The sequence below is a fragment of the Peterkaempfera bronchialis genome (assembly GCF_003258605.2).
GTDB classification, from domain to species: domain Bacteria; phylum Actinomycetota; class Actinomycetes; order Streptomycetales; family Streptomycetaceae; genus Peterkaempfera; species Peterkaempfera bronchialis.
Genome location: NZ_CP031264.1, coordinates 2,500,788 through 2,520,112 on the forward strand (window position 1 = coordinate 2,500,788; position 19,325 = coordinate 2,520,112).

Genomic DNA, 19,325 nt, shown 5'->3' on the forward strand with positions numbered 1-19,325 from the left:
AATGGCAGTATGACAACCCGGATGGAACGCCGGGATCAGGGAAGGGTCTGCGGCATGGGACGGGCGACCGAGCGGCGGCGGGTGGTACGGCTGCGGGACGGGCTGAGCACGGTACGGCCGGACTCACTGGCGGCCGAGGAGCCGCTGGAGATCCGGGTGGGCGGGCAGCCGCTCACCGTGACCATGCGCACCCCCGGGCATGACTTCGACCTGGTCGCGGGCTTCCTGGTGGCGGAGGGGCTGGTGCACTCCGGCGAGCAGCTGGCCGCCCTGCGGTACTGCGCGGGGACGGACGCGGACGGCGTCAACACCTACAACGTGGTGGACGCGACGGTGCGCGGCGCGGTCGAGCTGCCGGTCTCGATGCACCGCACTCTGCTCACCTCCAGCGCCTGCGGCATCTGCGGCCGGGACACCGTGGACGCCGTACGCACCCGCTCCCGCTGGGACGTGGCCGGTGACCCGGTACGGCTGGACCCGGAGGTGCTCTACGCCCTGCCGGACCGGCTGCGGGCGGCCCAGAAGGCGTTCGACACCACGGGCGGCCTGCACGCCGCCGGGCTCTTCACCGCCGACGGCGAGCTGCTCTGCGCCCGGGAGGACGTCGGGCGGCACAACGCCGTGGACAAGGTGGTGGGCTGGGCGCTGCGGGAGGGGCGGGTGCCGCTGGCCGGGCAGGTGCTGATGGTCAGCGGACGGGCCTCCTTCGAGCTGACCCAGAAGGCCGCCATGGCGGGCATACCGGCGCTGGCCGCCGTCTCCGCCCCGTCCGGCCTGGCCGTGGACCTGGCCGCCGAACTCGGCCTCACCCTGGTCGGCTTCCTGCGGGGCCGCTCGGCCAATCTGTACAGCGGCGCCCACCGGATCACCGGCGTCCCCGCGCTCTCCTGACGCCCCGCCACCCGGCCGACCGCCACCCGGCCGTGGCGGCGCCGCTCACTCCGGCGGCGAGGCCGGCCCCGACGCCGCCACCGCCACCAGCGCCCGCAGCACCGGCGCCAGGCCGGTCAGCGGCAGCGTGGACTCATCGGCGAAGATCTCGACCAGCCACCCCCCGGCCGGGTTGGTGGCCCCCGCCGCGACCATCCCCCGGTAGCCGCCGACCACCAGCATGGCCTCCTCGGCCGGCTCATTGCCCGGGTTCCCGGTACGCAGCACAAAGGCGTCGCCCCGCACCGCGCGCTCGGTCAGCGGATAGGACCGCAGGTCGAAGACGGCGTCCGGGGCCTCGTTCATGGCGCGCTGCGCCTGCGCCCCGGCGGTGGCCGGGCCCCGGGTCATCCGGTGCACCGAGTAGCGCACGGTGCGCATCCGCCGGGAGCCCGGCGGCACATAGGAGACCCACCAGGCGACGGCGTCCAGCATCCGGGAGGTGGTCTCGGCGACCGCGACCAGCCTGCCGGTGGTGTCGGCGGGGTGGGCGACCCGCATCGGCCGCCCGTCGGCGGCGTGGCCGGCGTCCAGGGTGGAGAGGACGGCGGCGAGCAGCTGGCCCGGGTCGGCGCTGTGCAGGGCGCCCCGGAAGCGGCGGCGGTCGCCCCGGCGTCCGCCGCGCCCGCCCCGGGCGCGGCCCATGGGCTCGGCCGAGTCGGCGAGCTGCACCACGGCGTCGGGGGACCGTCCGCGTCCGGCCACCACGGGTTTGGCGGCGCGGGCGGCCTTGGCCCGGTACTGGGCGGCGTCGGCCAGCCGGAAGAGCCGGTCGGAGGTGGTGACCGGGCCGATGGGGTCGCCGGTGGAGGCGATGCCGCAGGCGACGCCCTCGCCGTCGCCCAGCTCCAGGGCCCGTACGCAGAGGTCCTCCGCGATATGCACCACCTCGTCGGCGCTCTGACCCTCCGCCAGCAGGCAGAACTCATCGCCGCCGAGCCGGGCCGCCATGCTGCCGGGCAGCATGGCGCCGCAGAGCGACAGCAGCCCGGCGAAACGTTCCAGCAGGCGGTCTCCCACCTCATGGCCGTGTACGTCGTTGATCCGCTTCAGCCCATTGACATCGCAGACCACCAGGGAGACCACCGCCCCGGTGCGGCGGTGCGCCTCCAGCGCCGCATCCAACCGCCCGTCCACGGCCCGCCGGTTGGCCAGCCCGGTGAGCGGGTCGGTGAAGGCCAGCCGCCGCAGGTCCTCCAGCCGCTCGGTCTGGGCGAGCCCCGCCGAGATCTGCGCCGCCACCACGGTCGCGAAGTCGGTGTCGGCCGCGCTGAAGACCGGGCTGTCGTCGGCGCGGGCCAGATACAGCTCGCCCCACGCCCGGCCGTGCAGCACAATCGGCGCCACCAGGCAGCAGGCCCGGCCCCGCCGCCGCAGCCCGGCAACCCGCTCCCGGCAGAAGGTGGCGCTCTGCGCGGGCACGCCCGCCGACGCCTCGGCGGCATCGTCCTCGGCGGTCTGCACCCACGCCCGGGGCAGTCGGCGCTGCGCGTCCAGAAAGCTGACGATCTCGGGGAAGTCGGCGATCGGATACGACTCGTCCTCGGGCAGCTGCTCCTCCCCCGGGGCCAGCACGCCATGGTTGACCAGCACCCGCAGCCGACCCGACTCGCGGTCCCAGACCGAGACGGCCGCCATCGCGGCGCCCAGCGCCCGGCAGGCCCGGCCGGCCGCAGCCTGCACCGCCTCCAGCGGGGACTGGGCCGCAGCCATCGCCTGGGCGAGCTCGACCACGGCGCGCAGCCTCGCGTCCGGATCCGTCACCGCCGGGGCGTCCTCCGCCCGCTGCGCCTTGCCGCCCACGATCTCCCTCTCCTCCCGCCAGTGAGATCAACATTATGGTGGCTTTGCCACCATATGCCCGATCGGTGGCGCTGAGTACGGCCGTACGGCGCCGCGCTTCCGGGCTCCGGGGCGGCGGCCGGTTCAGCCGTGTTCGAGGCGGCGGGCGAGCAGCCAGGGCTCGACCAGGCCGAGGCCCCGGACCGGGCGGCGCCACATGGGCTGGAGATGGAAGCGGTACTCCGGCGCGGCCTCCGCCTGGCCGGACCCGCCGGGGGCGGTCGGGGCCGCAGCGGCCTCGGCGCCGCCCTCGCCGGGCGGCGCGGTCGGCGGCACCACCCGCTCCCGCTCCAGCGCCGCCGCGAACTCGCCGTCGATCAGCACCGCGTCCTTGGGCGCGATGGAGGTGAGGCGGCTGGCCAGATTGACCGTGGTGCCGAAGACGTCGCCCATCCGGGAGGTGACGGTGCCGAAGGCCATGCCGACCCGCAGCGCGGGCATGGAGTCGTCCTTGGTCAGGGTCTCCACCAGGGCCAGGCCGATCTCGGCGGCGACGGCGGGGTCGTCGGAGACATACAGGATCTCGTCGCCCAGCGTCTTGATCAGCCGGCCGCCGTGCCCGGCGACCAGATCGGCGCAGGTGGACTCGAAGGTCTCGACCAGCTCGCCCAGCTCCTCCTCCTCCAGCCGCCGGGAGAGCCGGGTGAAGCCGACCAGGTCGGCGAAGCCGACCGCGAGCCGGCCGCTGGTGATCTCGGCGTCGTCGGCGGCCTGGACGACCCGGCCGGTGACGGCGGCGAGCTGCCGCCGCCACACATAGACCAGGAACTCCTCCAGCTCCGGGAGGAGCAGCTGCACCAGCGGATAGGCCACATCGGCCCGGGACAGGCCCGGTTCGAGCGACTGGGTCAGGTTCTCCAGGAAGGTGTCCATCTGCCACTCGGCGAGCCGGGCGGTGGTCTGCCCGGTGGAGCGGGCCACCTGGATCGCCATCGACTCGCTGAGCAGCCCGGCCTCCACCATGCCCGCCAGCCGCCGCAGCGCGATCACATCGGCGTCGGTGAGGGCGCGGGACTGCCCGATGTCCGGGAAGCCCATGGCCCGCCAGAAGCGGCTGGCCAGCTCCATGGGGACGCCTGCGGTACGCGCCGCCTGGTACGGGGTGTACTTGCGCGGGGCGTCGAGGATCAGCTGCTCCAGCTTGAGCGAGACCGTGGACTCGTCGTCCTGCTGCTGGTGCTGGAGACCCGCCGGGTCGGCGGGGTCATGGTCGGGCAGCCGCTCCTGCGAGATGCCGTCGTCGTCTGTCACCGTTCCATCCCCGTGCGGTCGCCGCACTTCTCCGCCGTCGAACCGGACGTCGACGAGCCCGACGCCGGCGAACCCGACGGCATCGAACCGAATCCCGGGCCGTGGCCTGCCGCAGTGGCTTGCCTCACACCGCCGTCCTGTGGAATGTTCGCACGGAATCGACCGGTCCGGGACATCCGGTCGGGATGCGGACCTCGGCTTCCATGGATCGGACGCCGCTCACCGCTCATCCGCTTGCGGTCGTACGTGCACGACATCCCCGGCGCCCACCGGATGATCGGCCCCGTCGGCGGTGCGGACGACCAGCCGGCCGTCGCCGTCCACCGCCACCGCGCGGCCCAGCAGCTCGCGGTCGCCGGGCAGCAGCACCCGGACCGGTCGGCCCACGGTGGTGCAGCGGGCCGTGTACGCGGGCAGCAGCCCGCTGGCGTCCGGGTCGCCGCCGACCCGCCGCCACTCCCCGTACAGCTCGGCGATCTCGCGCAGCAGCGCCCGCAGCAGGGTGTCGCGGTCGGTGACGGCCGCCCCGGCCAGCGCGAGCGAGGCGGCGGTGGGCACCGGAAGCTCCTCCTGGCGCAGCGAGACATTGAGGCCCATGCCGCAGACCACGGCCGCACCGGCCAGTTCGGTGAGGATGCCGCCGAGCTTGCGCTCGCTGCCGTCGACGGTGACCAGCAGGTCGTTGGGCCATTTGAGACCCACCTCGACCTCGGCGATCCGGCTGAGCGCCGCCGCAGCGGCGACGCCGACCAGCAGCGGCAGCCAGCCGTACCGGGCGGGCGGCACCTCGGGGCCGGGGCGCAGCAGCAGGGAGACGAAGAGGCCGGAGCGGGCGGGGGCGGACCAGCGGCGGTCCAGTCGGCCGCGCGCGGCGCTCTGCACCTCGGCGACCAGGACCGCGCCCTCGGCGTCCCCGGCCCGGGCGCGGGCGGCCAGGTCGCTGTTGGTGGAGCCGGTCTCGGCGACCACCTCCAGCGAGGTCCAGACCCCGCCGGGCACCACCAGGGCGCGGCGCAGCCGGGCCGCGTCCAGCGGGGGCCGTTCGAGGTCGGTCCAGGGGGAGGGGCCGTCCCCCGTGAACCCTCGCAGTCCGCTGATGCGGCGGCGCCCGCCGCCCGGTTCCTCGGTCACCCCGCCAGCCTATGCGGGCGGGCGGGGTGCTGCTTGATCGCGTCCCCTGGGGGCACATATCGAGCGTCGGCGCACTGTGGTGCTCGCCATAATGACAACGCCTCGGTGATGACTACGCTACGCAGTGGTAATCCTCCGGGTCGTCCCGGTCGGCACGGCAGCGGCCAGGGGCCGGCCCCAGAGCACCCACCCTCACCAGCTCACGGCGACTACCAAGGGAGAAGCGCGGGATGGCCGAAGCGGAGACCGCCGGAACCACGGCAGACATCCACACCACCGCCGGAAAGATCGCGGACCTGAGGCGGCGGGTCGACGAGGCGGTGCACTCCGGCTCGGCCCGCGCCGTGGAGAAGCAGCACGCCAAGGGCAAGACCACCGCCCGCGAGCGGGTGGCGCAGCTGCTGGACGAGGACTCCTTCGTGGAGTTCGACGAGTTCGCCCGGCACCGCTCGACCAACTTCGGCCAGCAGCGGAACCGCCCGTACGGCGACGGCGTGGTGACCGGCTACGGCACGGTCGACGGCCGTCCGGTGGCGGTCTTCGCGCAGGACTTCACCGTCTTCGGCGGCTCGCTGGGCGAGGTCTTCGGCGAGAAGATCGTCAAGGTGATGGACTTCGCGCTGAAGACCGGCTGCCCGGTCATCGGCATCAATGACTCGGGCGGCGCGCGGATCCAGGAGGGCGTGGCGTCGCTGGGCCTGTACGGCGAGATCTTCCGCCGCAATGTGCATGCCTCCGGCGTGGTCCCGCAGATCTCGCTGATCATGGGCCCCTGCGCGGGCGGCGCGGTCTACTCCCCCGCGATCACCGACTTCGTGGTGATGGCCGACCAGACCTCGCACATGTTCATCACCGGCCCGGACGTCATCAAGACGGTCACCGGCGAGGACGTGGGCTTCGAGGAGCTGGGCGGCGCCCGCACCCACAACACCAAGTCGGGCGTGGCGCACCACATGGCGGCGGACGAGAAGGAGGCCATCGAGTACGTCAAGGCGCTGCTCTCCTACCTGCCGTCGAACAACCTGGAGGACCCGCCGGTCTACCCGGAGGAGGCCGACCTGGCCACCTCGGCGGCGGACCTGGAGCTGGACGCGATCGTCCCGGACTCCGCCAACCAGCCGTACGACATGCACAAGGTCATCGAGCATGTGCTGGACGACGGCGAGTTCCTGGAGACCCAGGGGCTCTTCGCGCCCAACATCGTCACCGGCTTCGGCCGGGTCGAGGGGCGCGCGGTGGGCGTGGTCGCCAACCAGCCGATGCAGTACGCGGGCTGCCTGGACATCGACGCCAGCGAGAAGGCGGCGCGCTTCGTCCGCACCTGCGACGCCTTCAACATCCCGGTGCTGACCTTTGTCGACGTCCCCGGGTTCCTGCCCGGCACCGGCCAGGAGTGGGACGGCATCATCCGGCGCGGCGCCAAGCTGATCTACGCCTACGCCGAGGCCACGGTGCCGCTGGTCACGCTGATCACCCGCAAGGCGTTCGGCGGCGCGTACGACGTCATGGGGTCCAAGCACCTGGGCGCCGACATCAACCTGGCGTGGCCGACCGCGCAGATCGCCGTGATGGGCGCGCAGGGCGCGGTCAACATCCTGCACCGCCGGGAGATCTCCGAGGCGGAGGACCAGGAGGCCAAGCGGGCCGAGCTGATCGCCGACTACGAGGACACCCTGCTCAACCCGTATGTCGCCGCCGAGCGCGGCTACATCGACGCGGTGATCCTGCCGTCGGAGACCCGGCAGCACCTGGTCCGGGCGCTGCGGGCGCTGCGCAACAAGCGCGAGACGCTGCCGCCCAAGAAGCACGGCAACATCCCGCTCTGAGCCGTCCGGCGTCGCCCGCCGGGCCTCCCGGCGGGCGACGCGCCCTCCACCCCACCCAGGAGCGCACCATGCCCCCCATCAAGGTGCTGCACGGGCAGCCCACCCCCGAGGAGCTGGCCGCCGTCATGGCGGTGGTCTCGGCCCGGGCCGCTGCGGCGACCGCGGCAGCGGCCGCAGCGGCCCGGACCGCCGGCGGCCCGGTCTCCACCTGGGCCGACCACGCCTCCGCCCTGCGCCGCATGCCCCGCCCCGGCCCCCACACCTGGCGCACCTCCACCTGGGCCCACTGACCCGCCCCCAGCACCCCGATCACCCCCCGGGCACCCGCCGCACGGACCGCTCGGCCAGATCATCCAGCGAGCGCGCCGCCGTCACGAGGTCATTGTGGTCATGCAGCACGGTGAGCCCCGCGTGCGCCGCGGTGGCGCTGATCAGCAGGTCCACCACGGAGAGCGCGCGGTGTCCGCCGGAGCGGGTCAACCGGTACTGCGCCGCCTCGATCCAACGCCAGGCGCTCTTGGGCACCGGCACGTCGTCATAGAGCGCTTCGAACATGCGGGTCATGTCCTCGTACTCCGCGCTGGTGCGGGCGGAGGCCCTGAACTCCGTGCGCTGCGGATGGCAGGAGCCGACGACCCCCTCGCTGATCACCTCCGCCCAGGCCGCACGGATGTCCTTGTCCCGCTGGATCCGCCACAGGGCCGAGGAGTCGATGAGGTAGCGGATCACATGGGGCCCTTCGCCGCGCCGTGGGCCCGCTCCCACGCCTCGTAGTCCCAGTCCTGCGCGAGTTCGGCATAGCGCTCCAGGGCGTCTATCCGCTGGTGCCGAGCGGCGTACTCGCGAAGCGCCAGGTTGACGGTCTCCTTCTTGGTCCTGGCGCCCGACAGCCGCATGGCCGCCGCCAGCGCGTCGTCGTCCAGGTCGAGCGTCGTCATACTCATCACGAACTCCTCTGTTGACGGACAACAAGGACCGCCAACATCATATGGGGACCGATCTGAGTACGCGTACTCAGGCGCGGGGGGCGCGGCGGGCGCACCATCGGGAGGGTGCTCTGGTCAGACCCCCGAGACGAGCCGTCGCCCGAAGGGCGGCGGGCGCTGGAGATGCTGCGCCGGGCCGGCGTCTTCATCGCCGGCTTCGCGCTGCTGGCCCTGGTCCTGCTGATGAGGTGACGGCGGGCTCTTCTACGCTGGTCGCCATGAGCGACCGCCGCACCCTTGTCCTGGCCTCCGCCTCCCCCGCCCGCCTGGGCCTGCTCCGCCAGGCCGGGCTCGACCCGCAGGTGATCGTCAGCGGGGTGGACGAGGACGCCCTGACCGCCGCCACCCCCGGGGGGCTGGCGCTGCTGCTGGCCGAGGCCAAGGCCGCCGCCGTCGCCGACCGGCTGGCCGCCGAGCCCGGCGGGTACGAGAACCCGCTGATCGTCGGCTGCGACTCGGTGCTGGACCTGGACGGCGTGGCGCTCGGCAAGCCCGCCGACGCGGCCGAGGCCACCGCCCGCTGGCGGGCCATGCGCGGGCGGGAGGGCGTGCTCCGTACGGGGCACTGCGTGATCGACACCGCCAGCGGCGCCCGCTCGGCCGCCACCGCCTCCACCTCGGTCCGCTTCGGCACCCCGGACGACGCGGAGATCGCCGCGTATGTCGCCTCCGGCGAGCCGCTGCACGTCGCCGGGGCGTTCACCCTGGACGGGCGCTCGGCGCCGTTCCTGGACGGCATCGAGGGCGACCACGGCAATGTGATCGGGCTGTCGCTGCCGCTGCTGCGCCGGCTGCTGGCCGACGTGGGCGTGCGGATCACCGACCTCTGGGTCTAGGCGGTCCGCCATCTGGCCGACCGTCAGGGCGGCGGGCTTCCCTCCGGTGTGTCGCGGGGCACGTTACTGACCGGTCGTCCAACGGCTCAGGAGCCCTGCACACTTGCTCCGCTCCGTCCACGTGGCGAAGACCACTGCGCCGCTCCAGCAGGGTCCCAGCGACGCGCAGGGTGGCGGCGTACCGTGGTGATCAGGGCATTGTCACGGACATCGCAGCTCCGGTGACCGCTCGGGATGACTCTCCGTGTGGGAAAGCTCACCACCGGGGGTGACTCGATAGTACGGACCGCCGGTCCATAAACTCACCTAGGTTCAAGAAGGGAGCCATCGTGCGCAAGGTGCTCATCGCCAACCGCGGAGAAATCGCAGTCCGCGTCGCCCGGGCATGCTCTGACGCCGGGATCGCCAGCGTCGCCGTCTACGCCGACCCGGACCGGGATGCGCTGCACGTCCGCGCGGCCGACGAGGCCTATGCGCTGGGCGGCGACACCCCCGCCACCAGCTACCTGGACATCGCCAAGGTCCTCAAGGCAGCCGCCGACTCCGGCGCCGACGCCATCCACCCTGGCTACGGCTTTCTCTCCGAGAACGCCGAGTTCGCCCAGGCCGTCCTCGACGCCGGGCTGATCTGGATCGGCCCGCCCCCGCAGGCCATCCGCGACCTGGGCGACAAGGTCGCCGCCCGGCATATCGCCCAGCGGGCCGGCGCCCCCCTGGTGGCCGGCACCGCCGACCCGGTCTCCGGCGCCGAGGAGGTCGTCGCCTTCGCCAAGGAGCACGGGCTGCCGATCGCCATCAAGGCCGCCTTCGGCGGCGGCGGACGCGGCCTGAAGGTCGCCCGCACCCTGGAGGAGATCCCCGAGCTGTACGACTCCGCCGTCCGCGAGGCGGTCGCCGCCTTCGGCCGCGGCGAGTGCTTCGTGGAGCGCTACCTCGACCGGCCCCGCCACGTCGAGACCCAGTGCCTGGCCGACCAGCACGGCAACGTCGTGGTGGTCTCCACCCGCGACTGCTCGCTCCAGCGCCGCCACCAGAAGCTGGTCGAGGAGGCCCCCGCGCCGTTCCTCTCGCACGACCAGAACGCCGAGCTGTACCGCGCCTCCAAGGCCATCCTCAAGGAGGCCGGCTACCAGGGCGCCGGTACCTGTGAGTTCCTGGTCGGCCAGGACGGCACCATCTCCTTCCTTGAGGTCAACACCCGCCTCCAGGTGGAGCACCCGGTGACCGAGGAGGTCTCCGGCATCGACCTGGTCCGCGAGATGTTCCGGATCGCCGACGGCGAGGAGCTCGGCTACAGCGACCCCGAGCTGCGCGGCCACTCCTTCGAGTTCCGCATCAACGGCGAGGACCCCGGCCGGGGCTTCCTCCCCGCCCCCGGCACCGTCACCGCCTGGGCCCCGCCCACCGGCCCCGGCGTCCGGCTGGACTCCGGCGTCGAGGCCGGCTCGGTCATCGGCCCCGCCTGGGACTCGCTGCTCGCCAAACTGGTCGTCACCGGCGCCACCCGCAGGCAGGCCCTGGAGCGGGCCCGCCGCGCCCTGGCGGAGTTCCAGGTCGAGGGCATGGCCACCGCCATCCCGTTCCACCGCGCGGCCGTCACCGACCCGGCCTTCGCCCCCGAGGTGCACGGCCACACCGGCCCGTTCTCCGTCCACACCCGCTGGATCGAGACCGAGTTCGACAACACCATCCCGCCGTTCGGTGGCGCCGCCGCCGACGGTGAGGAGCCCGAGGGCCGCGAGACCGTGGTGGTCGAGGTCGGCGGCAAGCGCATCGAGGTGTCGCTGCCGTCCTCGCTGGGCGTCTCCGCCGCCGCTCCGGCCGCCGCCGGCACCGCCAAGGCCAAGCGCCGCGCCGGTGCCAAGAAGGCCGGCTCGGCCGTCTCCGGCGACTCCCTCGCCTCCCCGATGCAGGGAACCATCGTCAAGGTCGCCGTGGAGGACGGCCAGGAGGTCCAGGAGGGCGATCTGATCGTCGTCCTGGAGGCCATGAAGATGGAGCAGCCGCTCAACGCCCACAAGGCCGGCACCATCACCGCCCTCGCCGCCGAGGTCGGCGCCAGCATCACCAGCGGCGCCGTCATCTGCGAGATCAAGGACTGACCGACCCGCCTCCAGAATCCCGCCACTGCGCCCCGCCGGTCCTCCGGCGGGGCGCAGTGCCGTCCCGTTCCTGCGGGATCGCCTTGCCGCGCCATCGTCCGCCTTCTCCCGGCCCGGTCTTCGGGAAGCCGAGGCACCCTGATCGACGCTCACGGCCGCTGCCACTGCGACCGGATCCGGTTCCCGGGGTCGCTGGCAGGCGTGGTGCGACTGCGGTATAGGGCGAGTGCCGCGTGCCCCTGGACGACGAGGACCAATCCGGGACTCTTCCCCCCGCCCCGATTGGCTCGTCATGGGGATTCCCCAGGTCAGAAGGGGAGCCAGGCCGTCTGTGCCGGTGCACAGCCACCAGAAACGCAGCGAGTTCCGGCCAGTTTGATCGTGTCCATGCCGTGATCGACTTTGTCTTTCGACGGTTGGTAGAACAGGTGACCTGTGCCGGGCCTTTGCCAAGGCCATACACGGCCTACACCTCAGCGGGGGAATCACCTTGACGAAGCATCGGTTTCTGTCGTCAGCCGTCGGCGGGCTGGCCGCACCACGTCGTCTCGCGAGCGTGGCGGTGGTCACCTCGCTGGCGCTCCTGATCGGGCTCGGCGAGCCGATCGAACCGTCGTCGGCGAAGGCGACCGCCGCCCCGTCCGAATCCGCCCCCGCCAAGACGGCACCTGCCGAGGCTCCGGATGCGGCATCGGCGCTGCTGGCGGCGCGGTTGCAGGACCGACGCATCGAGATCACGGGTGAGCGGACGGATTCGACCACGAGTTGGGCGAATCCGGACGGGACCACCACGGTGGAGTCGTACACCGGGCCGATCCGGGTACTGGACGAGCACGGCACCTGGCGGCCGGTGGACACCACCCTGGTGGAGGCCGACGGGACGGTGCAGCCCGCGATGGCCGCGGCCGACATGTCCTTCTCCGGCGGCGGCGGCAAGGACGGGACCCTCGCCCAACTGACCCGTGGCAAGCACACCCTGGGACTGGGCTGGGAGGGCAGGCTTCCCCAGCCGACCCTGGACGGACCCACCGCGACCTACCCGAACGCGGTCCCCGGCGGGGACCTGGTCGTCACCGCCCTCAAGGAGGGCTTCTCCCACTCCGTCGTCCTCCGCAAGCGCCCCGACGGCCCCGTCGAGTACCGCCTGCCCGTCACCGCCACCGGCCTGCGTCTGAGGGAGACCTCGGACAAGCGCCTGAGCTGGGAGGACAGCAACGGCAAGGCCACGGCCACGGCACCGGCCCCGATGATGTGGGACTCCTCCACCGACAAGGTGTCGGGTGACCCCAAGCACCTGGCGCCCATCGACGTCACCATCGAAGCGAGCAAGGACGGCAAGGGCCAGGTCCTGGTCCTCAAGCCCGACCCGACGTTCCTCGCCGACCCCGACCTCACCTACCCGGTCACCATCGACCCCACCGACTCCCTCATGGGCGCCGCCACCGACACCTGGCTCCAGTACGACGACTACCAGACCTCACAACGCGCCTCCACCGAACTCAAAGCCGGCACCTACGACGGCACCCACAAGGCCCGCTCCTTCCTGAAGTTCACCGTCACCAAGTACACGGGCAAGCACGTCCTCGACGCCAAGCTGCGCCTGTACTCGTACTACTCCTCGACCTGCGACACCAAGAACTCGGGCGTCGAGGTGCGGCGGATCACCGCCGACTGGGACCCCGCCGCGATCACCTGGTCCAAGCAGCCCGCCACCACCGCCACCGGTGCCACGGTCATCAAGGACGCCAAGGGCTACAACGCCAGCTCCTGCCCCGGCGGCTTCAACACCTGGGACCTGACCGCCATCACCCAGGCCTGGGCCGACGGCCAGCCCAACTACGGCGTGCGCCTGGCCGCCGTCAGCGAGACCGACGTCCTCACCTGGCGCCGCTACCACTCCGCCAACTACGTCGACGGCTCCCACGACCCCAACTCCGAACCGTCCCTGACCGTCACCTACAACACCAAGCCCGGCGTGGTCACCCCGCTGAGCCCGCTGGACGGGACGTTCACCAACGCCACCAAGCCGACGATCAGCGGCAAGTCGGTGGATGCCGACGGCAACACCGTCCAGCTCACCTTCGAGATCTGGAAGTCCGACGGCACGGCCGCGCTGATGTCCGGCAAGTCGGCGTTCGTGGCGTCAGGTGCGACTGCCTCCTGGGTGCCCTCGACCGCCCTGACCGAAGGCGCGTACAAGTGGCGTGCCACGGTGACCGACGGAACCGACGCCAACGGCACCTGGTCGGCCTGGCAGAACTTCACCGTCGACATCACCAAGCCGGGGGCACCGTTCGTCACCTCGGCCGACTACCCCTCGGACGGGCTGTGGCACGGAGGCTCCGGCCAGGCCGGCAAGTTCTCCTTCACCCCGGCGTCGGGGACCTCGGATCTGGCGGCCTATGTCTACTCCCTGGATGCCGCAGCACCGGAGACGGTCTCCGCGACCGGTGGCGCCACGGTGTCGATCACCCCGTCTGCGGACGGCCACCGCTCGCTGAAGGTGCAGGCCAAGGACAAGGCCGGCAACCTGTCCAACGCCACCGTCTACGAGTTCCTGGTGGGGCGGGGCGCCATCTCCTCGCCGCAGGACGGAGCATCCAGCGCCCGCCGGGTCAAGCTCCAGGTGGATGCGCAGGCGCAGTACACCCGGGTGACCTACCAGTGGCGGCGCGGCCCGGGCGCGGCCCAGTACGACGTGCCGCTGGCGAACCTCACCAAGGCCGACAACACCCCGGTGACCGACGTCAAGGCGCGGTTGTCGGATCTGGGCGGCCACGCCAACTGGTCGGTGCTGGAGACCCTGGGCCAGATCGGCGGCATCGTCGAGGTCCGTGCGGTGCTCTACACCAACAGCGACGCCGACCCGTCCTACGCCACCGAGTGGCGCAGGTTCACGGTGGACCCGAACGCCGACGGCGCGGCCTCGGACGACATGGGCCCCGGTTCGGTGAACCTGCTCACCGGCGACTACTCGGTCAGCGTGGCCGACGCTGACGAGTTCGGCCTGGCCAGCACCCGGGTGGCGTCCTCCCGGGGCACCGACCGAGGCTGGCAGGCACAGGGCGAGCGACTCACCGCCAACCAGCAGCAGGTCTCCACCAACACGGCCGGCTTTGTGGCCAGCAATGCGACGATCTCCCGGGACACCACGCTCGGGCAGGACGGTTCGACCGATTCCCTGAAGGTCGTCCCTGCGGCCAGTGGCACCACCAGCGCCACCAGCGCACGGTTGGACAGCAATCCCGACAGCTGCCTGGAGAGCCTGTGCCAGGGCATGAAGCCCGGTCACACCTACCGGGCCAGCGCCTGGGCGTATGTCCCGGCGGCCACCGGTCTCAGCCCGGACGACAGCCGTGGCCTGCGGATCGTCGCCTCCGCCGGTACGTCCGGAGCCCTCAAGGAGACGAAGTCGCGGGCGGTTCCCTACACCGACGCGTGGGCCGAGCTGACCGTTGACTTCACTCTCCCCGCCGATGCGACGATCGCCCATGTCCGGCTGTGGAACGGCTTCGCCGCAGGTTCGGGCAAGGCGGTCTACTTCGACCATCTCTCGCTGCGGGAGCTGGTCGCGCCGTTCGGCAAGGAGTGGGCCGGCGGTGCCGAGGGCGGCCCGACGGACAACGACTATGTGGCGTTGGCCTTCCCCGGCAAGGACGTCGCGGTCATCGTCGCGGACGACGACACCACGCTGAGCTTCGCCAAGGGCTCCGGCAACACCTTCACGCCCGAGCCCGGGGCCGAAGGCCTGACGCTGGCCCTGAAGACGGATGCCACGCCCAACTACTACGCCCTGTCGGACATCGACGGCACCGTCACCACCTTCAAGCAGCAGTCCGGCTCGGACCTCTACATGGTCAGCACCGTCTCCGGGACGGACGCCGACTCCACGGTCCAGTACACCTACGACGTCTCCGACGGCCGCACCCTCGTCAAGCGGGTGATCGGACAGGTCGAGGCAGGGGTGGACGACGCGGGGCAGTGCAAGGGGGCCACCCCGGCACGCGGCTGCGAGGTGCTGGAGTACCTGTACGCCACCACGACCACCGCGACCGCCACCACCCCGGGTGACTACACCGACCGGGTCAAGACCGTCCGCGTCTGGTCCTGGGACCCGGACGCGACGGCCGAGACGGCCGTCGAGGTCGCCTCCTACCGCTACGACGGCTCCGGCCGTCTGGTGGAGGTGTGGGATCCGCGCAAGGCCGGCGCCTCCGACAGCACCGCCCCGCTGAAGACCACCTACGGCTACGACAGCGCGGGCCGCCTCACCGGTGTCAACCTCGCGGGCGAGCTGCCCTGGAGCTTCGACTACGGCAAGGCCGGCGCCGACCAGGACCCGGGCCGCCTGCTGAAGGTCCGCCGCGCCGCCCTGGTGCCCGGTACCAGGGACCAGGTCAGCGGTGAGACCGCGTCCACCGTCGTCTACGAGGTGCCGCTGACCCGCGCGGCCGGCGGCCCGTACGACCTGGGCGGCGCCACCGTCGGCACCTGGGCGCAGACCGACGCACCCACCGACGCCACCGCGGTCTTCGACGTGGAGGACGACCCGGGGACCAGCACCGCGACCTCGGTAAAGCCCGGCAGGGACGGCTACAAGCCCGCCACGGTCCACTACCTCGACGCCTCCGGGCAGGAGGTCAACACCGCCACCTGGTCCCCGACCGGGCTCGGCGACATCAGCACCACCGAGTACGACCAGTTCGGCAACGCGGTCCGGTCGCTCGACGCCTCCGGTCGTCTGCTGGCCCTCGGTGCCGGGCCGGACGCCGAGGCGTACGCCGCAGAGCTGGGCCTGCCGGAGGATTCGGCCGCGCGCGCCGCGCTGCTGGACTCCCGCACCGTCTACAGCAGCGATGGCGTGGACGTCCTGGAGGAGCTGGGCCCGTCCTTCCGGGCCAACCTCTCGGAGGCGGTGGCCGGGCAGAGCAGCCCGACCAAGGTCACCGCCGAAGGCGAGGGCCTCGTCCAGCTCGGCTCCACCGCCCCCCTGAAGGTGGAGAACAACGGCTGCTGCGCGGTCACCTGGTCCGGCACCGGGCAGATCCTGCTCCAGGGGACGAAGTCCGGTGACAACGCCACTTTCCGGATCAGCGTGCCGGAGGAGGGCGACTACCGGCTCACCTCCACCCTGACCAAGGCCAAGGACTACGGCATCGCCCAGCTGTCCATCGACGGCCAGAACATCGGTGGCACCTTCGACGGCTACAGCGCGACCACCGCGACCGCCGCCTTCAACCCCGCCACGCCGATCAGCCTCCAGCGCGGCGACCACGAGCTGACGGTCACCGTCGTCGGCAGGAACGCAGCGGCGGTCTCGCCGTACTACCAGGCCGGGATCGATGTCGTCGCCCTGACCAAGACCACCGCCAACCCGGCCCTTCCTGCCGGTACCTCGGTGGTGGTCCGTGACCACACCGTTCACGCGTACGACGAGGGCAAGCCGGACGGCGCGGCCTACCACCTGGAGACCACCACCTACGACGGTGCCCGCCTCGCGGGCTACCCGACGGATGTGGAGGTGCGGGTCACCAAGACCGGCTACGGCACCCCCATCGGCGGTACCTCCGGCTGGGTGCTGCGGACCGCGACCTCGGTGACCACCGACGCGGCCAGCGGCGGGGCGAACCTGACCGCCAGCCTGAAGTACGACGCGGCGGGCCGGGTGGTCGAGTCCCGCAGGCCGGGCTCCAACGGCGCGGACACCGGCACGGTCAAGACCGTCTTCTACACCGCCGGCAGCAACCCGGACGACGCCGCCTGCGGAAACCGCCCCGAATGGGCGGGCAACCCCTGCGCCACCCTGCCCGGCGGCGCGGTCACCGGGGCGGACTCCGCCCGCATGCCCACCACACTGCCCGTCAAGCGGATCACCCGGTACTCGCGCCACGGCGACGTGGAGGAGACCACCGAGACCAACGCGGGCAAGACCCGCAAGACGGTCACCGCCTACGACGCGACCGACCGGGTGCTCTCCACCCAGATCACCTCCGACCAGGGCCAGGCCCTGCCCCCGGTGACCACCGAGTACGACCCGGCCACCGGCAACGCCGTGAAGACCACCGCGGGCGGCAAGACCATCAGCCGGGTCTTCGACGCGCTGGACCGGCTGCTGTCCTACACCGACGCCGACGGCTCCACCACCACCACGCAGTTCGACAAGTTCGGCAAGCCGGTCAAGGTCACCGACAACACCGGATCCACCACCTACACCTACGACCGCGCCGCCGAGCCCCGGGGCTTCGTCACCTCGGTCACCGACAGCGTCGCGGGCACCTTCGGCGCCCACTACGGCGCCGACGGCCAGCTCACCGAGCTGACCTACCCGGGCGGCATCAAGCGCACCGACACCTTCAACGCGGCCGGTGCGGCCACCGACCGCACCTACATCCGCACCTCCGACGACGCCGTGGTCTTCGGCGAGCACCTGGAGCTGACCACCCAGGGCGCCATCGGCTCCGACAGTTCGTCGGTCTCGGACAAGGAGTTCACCTACGACCGGCTCGGCCGGCTGACCCAGGCCCGGCAGACCACGGCCGCCGACGGCTGCACCACCCGCAGGTACGGCTACGACGAGGCCGGGCGCAGCATCGCCGGCCGGATGGACCGCACCTCCAAGATCACCTACCCGGCCACGGCGGACGGCGCCTGCGCCACCGCGAACGGCGTCACCGAGAACCACTCCTACGACAGCGCGGACCGGCTGCTGGACGCCGGCTACACCTACGACGCCTTCGGCCGCACCACCGCCACCGGCACCGGCTCGGCCAACACCTACTGGGCCAACGACCTGGTCGCCACCCAGACCGTCGGGAGCACCCGGCAGTCCTGGACCGTCGACCCCGCCCACCGCTTCGCCGCCTTCACCACCGAGGCCAAGCAGGCGGACGGCTCCTGGGCGAACGCCTCCAGCAAGCTCAACCACTACGGCGACGACTCCGACGAGCCCCGCTGGATCATCGAGGACACCACCCAGGGCACCCTCACCCGCAACGTCACCGGCCCCGACGGCGACCTGACCGCCACCACCTCGGCCACCGGCGACATCCAGCTCCAGTTCACCGACCTGCACGGCGACGTCGTCATCACCGCCGACCCCGCCCTGGAGACCCCGCAGGTCCTCACCTTCGACGAGTTCGGCATCCCCACGGCGGGCCAGGGCACCACCCGCTACGGCTGGCTCGGCGGCAAGCAGCGCTCCGCCGAAGCCCTCGACGGCGTCATCCTGATGGGCGTCCGGCTCTACAGCCCGGCCCTGGGCCGCTTCCTCCAGACCGACCCGGAGCCGGGCGGCAACGCCAACGCGTACGACTACTGCACCGGCGACCCGGTCAACTGCACCGACCTGGACGGCAACTGGGGCTTCCACTTCAAGAAGGTCTTCTCCCGGGTCGCCAAGGTCGCCGAGTACGCCTCCTACATCCCGGGCCCGATCGGCAACGTCGCCTCCGCCGTCTCCGCGGTCTCCTACGCGGCCACCGGCAACTGGCGCAAGGCCGCGGAGATGAGTGTCGGCATCGCCCTCGGCGCCGCCGGCAAGGTCGCCGTCAAGGCGTTCAAGGCCGCCAACACCATCCGCAAGGCCAGCCGGGTCCAACGCTTCGCCTCCCGGGCCAGGACCGTCGTCCGGCGGAGCGGCTGCAACTCCTTCGCGCCCGACACGCCTGTCCTGATGGCCGACGGCAGCTATCTGTCCATCGCCGACGTCCAGGTCGGCGACTACGTGACCGCCACCGACCCGGTGACCGGCGCCACCTACGCCGAACCCGTCCTCGACGTCATCACCGGTTACGGCACCAAGCACCTCATCGAGATCGACACCGACCTCGACCCCACCACCCCGCCGCTTGAGGCCACCGCCAACCACCCCATCTGGGTCACCGGCCGGGGCTGGACCGACGCCGTCGATGTCCGGCCCGGGGACCGGTTGCTCTCACCCCTGAGCGGCGCCGTGGTGGTCACCGGGGTCCGCGACCGGGGAATGGTCTCCGACCAGCTCGTCGTCAACCTCAACGTCGGTGATGTCCACACCTACGTCGTCGCCGTCGGCGACGAGGACATCCTCGTCCACAATCGCAACGCTCAGTGCCGGATCGACCTCAAGCATGTCCTGGCGGGACATGGCTCGACGAGTCGGGTGGCAGGCAAGAGCCGTTTCCGCTCGCGGAATATCGCCGAGGTCCGCCACCTGATACGGACGACGATCAAGAAGGGGAAGAGCCGCCCCAACACCGACGGGCGTGAGGGGCGCATCTACGAGCACGAATTCGGCCGACGGGTCGGGAGGAACACGAAGGGGAAGCCGACCAAGCGCGTCCGGGTGGTGGTGACCAACGGCCGCGTCAGGACGGCGCATCCGTACTGATGATCCGCTGGCCCGTGCGGCGTCTGGGCTCTCCAGGCGCCGCACGGGCCAGCTGC

General features: G+C 72.0%; 11 protein-coding genes and 1 pseudogene. 7 read left to right on the top strand and 5 right to left on the bottom strand.

Features of this window, described 5'->3' with window-relative positions; translation table 11 throughout:
* The first annotated feature begins 54 nt into the window (after nt 1–54).
* Nucleotides 55–891, top strand: a complete 837-nt coding sequence (fdhD, locus tag C7M71_RS10880) for a formate dehydrogenase accessory sulfurtransferase FdhD (RefSeq protein ID WP_111489607.1) — start codon at nt 55–57, stop codon at nt 889–891.
* Between the two features lie 624 nt (nt 892–1,515).
* On the opposite strand, the pseudogene C7M71_RS31630 reads toward fdhD, so the two are convergent.
* From C7M71_RS31630 to C7M71_RS10895, 3 genes and pseudogenes are all read right to left on the bottom strand, one after another.
* Nucleotides 1,516–2,643 (bottom strand): annotated as a pseudogene (locus C7M71_RS31630) (diguanylate cyclase domain-containing protein); the annotation flags it as partial.
* A 213-nt stretch (nt 2,644–2,856) separates the two neighbouring features.
* Entirely contained in the window at nt 2,857–4,023 is a 1,167-nt protein-coding gene (locus C7M71_RS10890) for an adenylate/guanylate cyclase domain-containing protein (RefSeq protein WP_111489608.1), read from the bottom strand.
* Between the two features lie 219 nt (nt 4,024–4,242).
* On the bottom strand, nt 4,243–5,112 hold the full coding sequence (locus C7M71_RS10895) for a biotin--[acetyl-CoA-carboxylase] ligase (protein WP_111489616.1): 870 nt from the start codon (nt 5,110–5,112) through the stop codon (nt 4,243–4,245).
* A gap of 272 nt (nt 5,113–5,384) precedes the next feature.
* Between C7M71_RS10895 and C7M71_RS10900 the strand changes: the two genes are divergently transcribed.
* Both C7M71_RS10900 and C7M71_RS10905 read left to right on the top strand, forming a co-directional pair.
* Nucleotides 5,385–6,980: an acyl-CoA carboxylase subunit beta gene (locus C7M71_RS10900; RefSeq protein WP_111489609.1), complete on the top strand. Its 1,596-nt coding sequence runs from the start codon at nt 5,385–5,387 to the stop codon at nt 6,978–6,980.
* Nucleotides 6,981–7,048: 68 nt separating this feature from the next.
* Nucleotides 7,049–7,270, top strand: coding sequence for an acyl-CoA carboxylase epsilon subunit (locus C7M71_RS10905; protein ID WP_114914315.1), 222 nt, complete (start codon nt 7,049–7,051; stop codon nt 7,268–7,270).
* 19 nt (nt 7,271–7,289) lie between these two features.
* Here C7M71_RS10905 and C7M71_RS10910 read toward each other — a convergent pair whose 3' ends face one another.
* A complete protein-coding gene (locus tag C7M71_RS10910; protein WP_111494727.1) occupies nt 7,290–7,709 on the bottom strand; it encodes a PIN domain-containing protein in 420 nt (139 codons plus the stop codon).
* The gene (locus tag C7M71_RS10915; protein WP_111494729.1) at nt 7,706–7,924 is read right to left on the bottom strand and encodes a type II toxin-antitoxin system VapB family antitoxin; all 219 of its coding nucleotides are present in this window, start codon (nt 7,922–7,924) and stop codon (nt 7,706–7,708) included. The genes C7M71_RS10910 and C7M71_RS10915 overlap by 4 nt, the downstream gene beginning before the upstream one ends.
* A gap of 108 nt (nt 7,925–8,032) precedes the next feature.
* On the opposite strand from C7M71_RS10915, the gene mmpB reads away from it, so the two are divergent.
* The 4 genes from mmpB to C7M71_RS10930 all read left to right on the top strand — a co-directional run bounded on the left by mmpB (nt 8,033) and on the right by C7M71_RS10930 (nt 19,269).
* A complete protein-coding gene (gene mmpB / locus C7M71_RS32580; RefSeq protein ID WP_265737652.1) occupies nt 8,033–8,158 on the top strand; it encodes a morphogenic membrane protein MmpB in 126 nt (41 codons plus the stop codon).
* Between the two features lie 26 nt (nt 8,159–8,184).
* Nucleotides 8,185–8,802 carry a Maf family protein gene (locus tag C7M71_RS10920; protein ID WP_111494731.1) on the top strand — a complete coding sequence of 206 codons (618 nt, stop codon included), beginning with the start codon at nt 8,185–8,187 and terminating at the stop codon, nt 8,800–8,802.
* Nucleotides 8,803–9,131: 329 nt separating this feature from the next.
* Entirely contained in the window at nt 9,132–10,904 is a 1,773-nt protein-coding gene (locus tag C7M71_RS10925; RefSeq protein ID WP_111494733.1) for an acetyl/propionyl/methylcrotonyl-CoA carboxylase subunit alpha, read from the top strand.
* A 490-nt stretch (nt 10,905–11,394) separates the two neighbouring features.
* On the top strand, nt 11,395–19,269 hold the full coding sequence (locus tag C7M71_RS10930; RefSeq protein WP_162824210.1) for a DNRLRE domain-containing protein: 7,875 nt from the start codon (nt 11,395–11,397) through the stop codon (nt 19,267–19,269).
* Nucleotides 19,270–19,325 lie beyond the last annotated feature (56 nt).